Consider the following 6,490-nt stretch of genomic DNA (forward strand, 5'->3'; position numbering starts at 1 on the left):
TATGTCGCGGACCTGGGCCAACCCGTGCGCCTGATCGACCCGATCTCCAGGCTTCCCTGGTCGCTGACCGAACCCGCCGTCGACCAGCGGGTGCTGGCCTCGGTCTCCCGGTCGGCGTTCGCGGGCCCCGACACCGTTCTGGCACTGGTCGATCTCGACGGCAGGCCGACGGCGGTCCAACCCACCGGCGCAACGATCCCGTTCCCCCCGCGGGACCGGATCTGGGCTCTCGCCCGCACCAGCGGAATCAACATCCCTGTTTTCCACCTGGGCGATCGGGTTCGGGCGTACAGCATCGTGCCGATCGTGCGGGACGGACGCAGCGCCGCGTTCCTGGTCATGGGTAGGCCGGGAGCCGGGATGCCGGGAGCCGAGATGGTCCGCATCTTTGGCGGCGGGGGCACCGGGACGAGCGGCACCGGAGAGGGCACCCGGATCGTCATCGTCGACGAGACCGGGCGCATCGCCCTGTCCGACGATCCGTCCGCGGTCGGGATCGCCATGACTGACGGCACGAAGCTGCGGTCAATCAGGCCAGGCCAGAGCCGGCGGGTGACGGTACGCAACGGCGGCGGTCACGTCGCCGTTGCCGCCGCGATCCCCGGCCATCCCACATGGGGGTACCTCATCCTGCAACAGGACGGCCCACTGCCGCGCGACCCGCGAGACAACCATGCCGTCGGCGATCTGCTGCTGCTCGGCATCGTGGCCGTCACGTTCTCAGGCCTGACAAAAATGATCTTCCGGGGAGAGCAGGCGGTCCGGCGCGACCGGGCGCGGCTGCAGACCCTGGTGCACGAGTCGCACGACATCATCGTCAACCTGGACCGTGCGGGCCGGCCGGCCTTCATCAGCTCGGCGGTCGAGAGCCTGCTCGGCTACCCGGTCGAGGCCATGATCGGGCTGCCGCTCATCGACCTGGTCCATCCCGAGGACCAGGCGGCGACGCGGGCCTTCCTCGCGGACCGGCAGTGTGGTGGACCGGGGTCCCTTCTGGACGTCCGCATGCGGACGGTCAACGGCGGCCATCGCTGGTTCGACATCGAGGCCGGCGCCTGGCGGCCCGCGTCCGGGCCGGGCCGCTTCGACGGTGGTGTCCTGCTTACCTGCCACGAGATCAGCGAACGTCGTCAGTTGCAGGAGCAGCTACGGAAACGTGCCACCCACGACCCGTTGACCGGCCTGCCGAACAGGGCGGCGCTTACCGAATTCCTCGATCAACTGGCTCGGGAGCAGACTCCGTTCGCGGTTCTGCTCATCGATCTGGATGACTTCAAACCGATCAACGACACGTTCGGTCACCAGGTGGGCGACGATGTGCTGTGCACGGTCGCCACTCGGTTGGCCGACGTCCTCGCCCCGGGCCCGTCGGCGGCCAGCGCGGGACCGGTCGAGACGATCGGTCCCGCGATGATCGGCCCCGAGACGATCTGGCCGGAAGCACGTGCCGGGCAGGCGTTCCGACTCGGCGGTGACGAGTTCGTCATTGTGCTGCCCGGGGCCGACTCCCTGACGATGCGCCAGACCGAGCAGCGGGTGCGCGAGTTCATCGAGGCGCCCCTCACCGTGGCCGGCAACACCCTTGTGGTCAGAGCGACGATCGGCCTGGCGTCCTCGCAGGCCGTCGGGGGCGCCGGCTCGCACAGTCCCGAGAGCGTGGTCCGGCATGCCGATGCGGACATGTACGCCCGGGCCCGACGTTCCATCTCCCCCGCGGCGCGATGACCCCCGCAGCCTCCGCCAGCCTGGGACGCTGGGCGACGTCAGCCGGCAGAGCGGGGCGGATCCATGCTGAGGAGGTCGCCGGCGCGGTGCGATGGCTCTGCTCACCCGAGGCTTCCTACGTCACCGGAGCAATACTCGACGTGACCGGTGGGCGGTGACCATGTGCCACCGGGCACCGGTTATCGGGCACCGCCCCCCGCCAGCCGGTAAATAACCAGCGCCTCGGGGTGCTGTCGGGCGTGGCGGGCCACGGCTCGTCGGTAGGAGCCGGTGGCCCACCGCATGGTCCAGGTCACGCCGACTAGATCAAGCAGGGTTCCGAGGCGCCGGTTGAGATCTTCCCGGGCCTCCTCCTCGGCGATGCGGGCAGCGTTCATCACGGTCTCCACGCCAAACGCGCAGTGCATTCCCGCGGTCCACCGTGCCCAGCTCGACCATCGATCCGGGGCCGCGATGAGCACGAGGTGCGCGTCGAGCTTCGCGGCAAGGTCAGCGGCCAGCAGGACATCGGCCATATCCGACAAGTCTCCGATACGAAGACCGACGACGAGATGACGCTCCATCCGGACCTGCGAGTCCACTTCGGTACGCTCTGCCCGTTCCACGCTTCCTCCCGCGTTTCCTTTCTCCCGAGGCCCTCGGTCGCCCTGTCGACGTGCGCGGGATTGTCGCGCTTCACAGCCGGCGATGTCGAAGTGACCGACACATCGTCAGTACCCCCTCGACCCACAGATCACATGTTCCGGAACGCGTTTGTCGGCAGCCTGGTATGGCCGGCTGCCGGATAGGAGTCGAAATGAAATAACTTGCGCCTTTCGAACCCTCCACAGGCCTGTGACCTGCGATGATGCTCTCGATCACGTATTTGTTACTTCATTACGTCCCCATAATGCCGATGTTGCCGGATCAATGTTGGTCGTCGCCCGCTCGGTCGTACCGGTCGATTGTGACCGCGCCCACCGGAAAGGGGAAGGGTCTCGCCGTATTCGACGCACGCACATGCTCTCGGGACGGACCATCCGACAGATGCACAGCGCGCCGAACGCATCCGCGTACGGGAGGTGATTTGTCGGCACCTGGGCCCGGGACCTGCAAGGATGGCGGCGCGGGAAGCCCGGATCACTTGCCGGCCCGGGATGGGATCCATGATTAGGCGCGCGCCTCTTTATCGTAAAGGAGCATGCTATGTCCATATCGGACCGGTTCCGGGTGGACGGCCGGGTCGCCGTCGTCACCGGGGCGTCCTCCGGTCTCGGGGTGGACTTCGCCCGGGGCCTGGCCGAGGCCGGCGCGAACGTGGCCCTGGGCGCCCGCCGGACCGACCGGCTCACCACCACCGCCGAGCTCGTAGAGAAGGAGGGCCGCCGCGCCCTGCCGGTCGCCACCGACGTCGCCGACCCCGCCTCCTGCGAACACCTCGTCGCCGCCGCGATGGAGACCTTCGGCCGGGTCGACATCCTGGTCAACAACGCCGGGATCGGCACCGTCGTCCCCGCGCTCAAGGAGACCCCGCAGCAGTTCCGCTCCGTCATCGACGTCAACCTGGGCGGCTGCTATTGGATGGCGCAGGCGGCGGCGCGGGTCATGCGACCCGGCAGCAGCATCGTCAACATCTCCAGCGTCCTCGGCCTGACGACCGCCGGCCTGCCGCAGGCGGCCTACACGGCGAGCAAGGCCGCCCTCGTCGGCCTCACCCGCGATCTGGCCCAGCAATGGACCGGCCGGCGCGGCATCCGGGTGAATGCGCTGGCGCCGGGTTTCTTCCGCTCTGAGATGACCGACCAGTACCAGCCCGAGTACCTCGAGACCCAGTCGGCGAGGATCCTCCGCGGACGCATCGGTGAACCGGAGGAACTGACTGCGGCGCTTCTCTTCCTGGCCTCCGACGCCGGCAGTTTCGTCACGGGGCAGACCCTCGCCGTTGACGGCGGTTTCACCATCACCTGAGCCCTCCGTCCATATTGTCCGGCTCGCCGGAAACACCCGCCAATCAGGTCTCGAGCGGCATGAGTTCGGCGGCGAAGGCGTCGAAGAAATCCGGCCATCCGCCGGGCGTCGTGACCGGATGAAAGACGAACTTGCTCATCCCGGCGGCGAGATACTCGGCGATCAACGAGCGCGCCGCGTCCCGCCCGGCCGGAAGTAGCCGCTCCGGGATGACCTGCGGATAGCGCCGCCGCAACGCCGCGAACGCCTCGTCGAACACCTCCCCGCGGCGCCCGTCGGGTACGGGGCAGGAACGGCGGAACGCCATCGACCCGGCGACCCCCAGGAGATCAGACCCGGCGGCCGTCGATGCCGGGCACCGTCGCCAGCTCGTGGCGCAGTTCAGCCAGCACCCCGGCGACCAGCGGTTCCCGCAGGACGCCGCGGTGGTCCCCGCCGATCCGGCGGATCGCGGCGGGTCCGGTCAGGACGCCCCGCCAGGCCTCGATCTCGTCGTGGTCGTCGGCGAGCCAGACCGCCGTCCGGCCATCGTAGGTGCGGGGGCCGGTAGGTCATCGTCAGGATGCGCCCCTGGTTGTAGAAGACGTCGTACTGGTGCATCCCCCGGAAGCGGACCACGCCGGCAAGCGGCAGCTCGACGAGCTGGCGCAGGCGGTCGACCATCACCCGCGGGGTCAGCGTAGGCCCGTCGTCGGCGGCGAGTGGGCCGATCCCCCGACCGGCGTCGGGCGGCGCCGGGGAGTCCGGATGCGCTCCCTCCAACTGACTGGTCGGCACGATCGCCCCGGATCGGGTCAGCCGCGAGGTACCCGGCAGGTAGGTGTCGATCAACGCCAGCAGGCCGACCTCGTGGCCCGCCTGCCGGAGGACCTGCGCGACCTCGAACGCGATCAGTCCGCCGAAGGAGTGCCCGGCCAGCAGGTAGGGACCCGTCGGCTGGAGAAGACGGATCTCCCCCACGTGCCGCCGGGCGGCGGCCGACACCGACCAGTCGGGGATGCCCCGCCGTTCCAGGGCGTGCGCCTGCATCCCGTAGACCCGCCGTTCGCCCGCGAAGTACCGGGCGAACGGGAGCAGACCGATCGCCGGCCCACCGGCCTCCGGGAAGCAGAACAACGGGGTGCCGGAACCGCCGGGCGTCAGCGGCATCACGGTGGGATGCCCGACGGACTCGCTCTGCCGGGCGGCCCACACCTCGGCGAACGCGGCGGGCGTCGGCGCCTGGACGACCACGGAGCTCGGCAGCCGGACCCCGAACTCGTCGCACAGGGTCGCCACCAGCTCCTGCGCGGTCGCCGCATCACCGCCAAGGGCGGTGAAGTCGTCATGCAGACCGACGGTCTCGAGGCCGAGCACGCGGGCCCACAACAGGGCCGCGGCCACCTGATACGGATCGGCCGCAGACATGCCCGGCAACGACATCACCCCACAGGACTAGGCGAAGAGCACATTGAACACCACCGGTCAAGATCATCGATACGCCGGCCGGGCGTTCGCGGGAACCCGTGATCGAGGCCCACGGCGGTGAGCCTGGTCCCGCCGGTCGGCCCACTCCCCGGTGGGGTGGCCGGTTCCCCGATGGGGTGACCCGTCCCCGTCGGGCATTGACGGCTCGGCGTCGGGCGCTCACCGTAGACGTGTGGGTGATGTGGGCAGACCGGAACGGATCGTCGAAGACGAGCCGATCAGCTTTCCCGACTCCGAGCCGCTGACCATCCCGGTCCCGGCCGCGCCGGAACCGGACCTGGAACCGGTTCCCGGGTGAGCCTGCTCGGCTGGCGGCAGTGGGCGGTGGACGCGCACGGCCAGCTACGCCCTGCCTGGACGCCGTGGTCGCCGTTTCCACCCGGGCTACTGCTCTGGCGCGCCGACGGCATGACCGAGGCACATTGCTTGCGCACCCGCCGGCCGGACCGGGACGTCGAGCCCGGCGAGCCCGGCGCGGGCCACGAACGGGTCCCGGACGAGCACTGCGCCTGCGGCCTGTACGCCTGGCGGGACCCGAGCATCCTGGCCGCCGCCCGCCCGCCCCGCTGGACCTCCCTGCCGTACGTCGTCGGAGTGGTCCGGCTCGGGGGGCGGGTCATCGTCGGTGAACGGGGCTATCGCGCGGAGCGTGGCTATCCCGTCGCCGTGCTTGACCGCGACGGCGTCGTCTCCGACGACTACGCCGTCGCGCGCTATCGCAGCTGCGCCGCGTTGGTGGCGGAATGGGCGGATCCGAGCGCCACGTCCCGCGGCCAGGACCGGGCAGCCGGGTAGTACCGCGCGCCGCACCAGAACGGCCCGGACAGCCGAACACCGGGAACCGCCGGAACCTCGAGAACGACCGCTGCCTCGAGAACGACCGCGACCGCCGGCCCGGGAAACCGGCGAGGGTTTCCGCACCCGGCCGAGGAACTCTCCCTCGGTGGGTATCTCTCCCCGTGTCGTATCGCGGGTAGACCGTTACCCCACACCGCCAAATAGTCACGCTATGTAGCCATGGAGGCAATCAGGGCGACTATGGTCGTGAACGCCCCGTACATCCCGTCCGCAGGGGGCGGATCGGGGTCGACGGGCACACGAGGGGGGCCGTCGTGACGCAATCCGAAACCGCAGGGACCGCCGGAGGTATCTCCGATCGCGGCACCGATCATGCCCCCGGCCACGGTGCACACCCGGCGCCGGCGATCCGGTCCTGGCGGATCCAGGTTCCTCCGCCGCTGTTGGTCGCGGTGGGATACCTGGCGGTGGCTGTCTGCATCTTCCACTCCGCCTGGGGAAATCTCGGGAACGTCTCCTACGGCGGCAACGACGCCATGCTGTTCGCCCGGTT

General features: G+C 69.8%; 7 protein-coding genes and 1 pseudogene. 5 read left to right on the forward strand and 3 right to left on the reverse strand.

The annotated features are described in order from the left end of the window. Both ACY5KJ_RS16210 and ACY5KJ_RS16215 read left to right on the forward strand, forming a co-directional pair. Positions 1-1,725: diguanylate cyclase domain-containing protein (locus ACY5KJ_RS16210; RefSeq protein WP_462203754.1), on the forward strand; the 1,725-nt coding region annotated here is incomplete at its 5' end. Continuing rightward, positions 1,722-1,883 carry an SDR family oxidoreductase gene (locus ACY5KJ_RS16215; protein WP_462188879.1) on the forward strand — a complete coding sequence of 54 codons (162 nt, stop codon included), beginning with the start codon at positions 1,722-1,724 and terminating at the stop codon, positions 1,881-1,883. The genes ACY5KJ_RS16210 and ACY5KJ_RS16215, both read left to right, overlap by 4 nt. A 21-nt stretch (positions 1,884-1,904) precedes the next feature. Here the strand turns inward: ACY5KJ_RS16215 and ACY5KJ_RS16220 are convergent, their stop codons facing one another. Then, a complete protein-coding gene (locus ACY5KJ_RS16220; RefSeq protein WP_462188878.1) occupies positions 1,905-2,330 on the reverse strand; it encodes a hypothetical protein in 426 nt (141 codons plus the stop codon). A 580-nt stretch (positions 2,331-2,910) separates the two neighbouring features. Between ACY5KJ_RS16220 and ACY5KJ_RS16225 the strand changes: the two genes are divergently transcribed. Beyond that, complete coding sequence (locus tag ACY5KJ_RS16225; protein WP_462188877.1) at positions 2,911-3,672, forward strand: SDR family NAD(P)-dependent oxidoreductase; 762 nt, start codon at positions 2,911-2,913, stop codon at positions 3,670-3,672. A gap of 43 nt (positions 3,673-3,715) precedes the next feature. On the opposite strand, the gene ACY5KJ_RS16230 is transcribed toward ACY5KJ_RS16225, so the two are convergent. Further along, positions 3,716-3,979, reverse strand: a complete 264-nt coding sequence (locus ACY5KJ_RS16230; protein WP_462188876.1) for a hypothetical protein — start codon at positions 3,977-3,979, stop codon at positions 3,716-3,718. Between the two features lie 74 nt (positions 3,980-4,053). Further along, on the reverse strand, positions 4,054-5,079 hold the full coding sequence (locus tag ACY5KJ_RS16235) for a thioesterase domain-containing protein (RefSeq protein WP_462188881.1): 1,026 nt from the start codon (positions 5,077-5,079) through the stop codon (positions 4,054-4,056). Positions 5,080-5,433: 354 nt separating this feature from the next. On the opposite strand from ACY5KJ_RS16235, the gene ACY5KJ_RS16240 reads away from it, so the two are divergent. Together ACY5KJ_RS16240 and ACY5KJ_RS16245 are read left to right on the forward strand one after the other, a co-directional pair. Then, on the forward strand, positions 5,434-5,934 hold the full coding sequence (locus ACY5KJ_RS16240; protein ID WP_462188875.1) for a hypothetical protein: 501 nt from the start codon (positions 5,434-5,436) through the stop codon (positions 5,932-5,934). A gap of 284 nt (positions 5,935-6,218) precedes the next feature. Next, positions 6,219-6,490: pseudogene (locus ACY5KJ_RS16245) on the forward strand (hypothetical protein); the annotation flags it as partial.

Source organism: Frankia sp. CcWB3, from assembly GCF_977927595.1.

Bases quoted from the DNA above. Each gene is read 5' to 3' on its own strand.
- ACY5KJ_RS16215 (WP_462188879.1), top strand. From the start codon at position 1,722: ATGACCCCCGCAGCCTCCGCCAGCCTGGGACGCTGGGCGACGTCAGCC.
- ACY5KJ_RS16225 (WP_462188877.1), top strand. From the start codon at position 2,911: ATGTCCATATCGGACCGGTTCCGGGTGGACGGCCGGGTCGCCGTCGTC.
- ACY5KJ_RS16230 (WP_462188876.1), bottom strand. From the start codon at position 3,979: ATGGCGTTCCGCCGTTCCTGCCCCGTACCCGACGGGCGCCGCGGGGAG.
- ACY5KJ_RS16235 (WP_462188881.1), bottom strand. From the start codon at position 5,079: ATGTCTGCGGCCGATCCGTATCAGGTGGCCGCGGCCCTGTTGTGGGCC.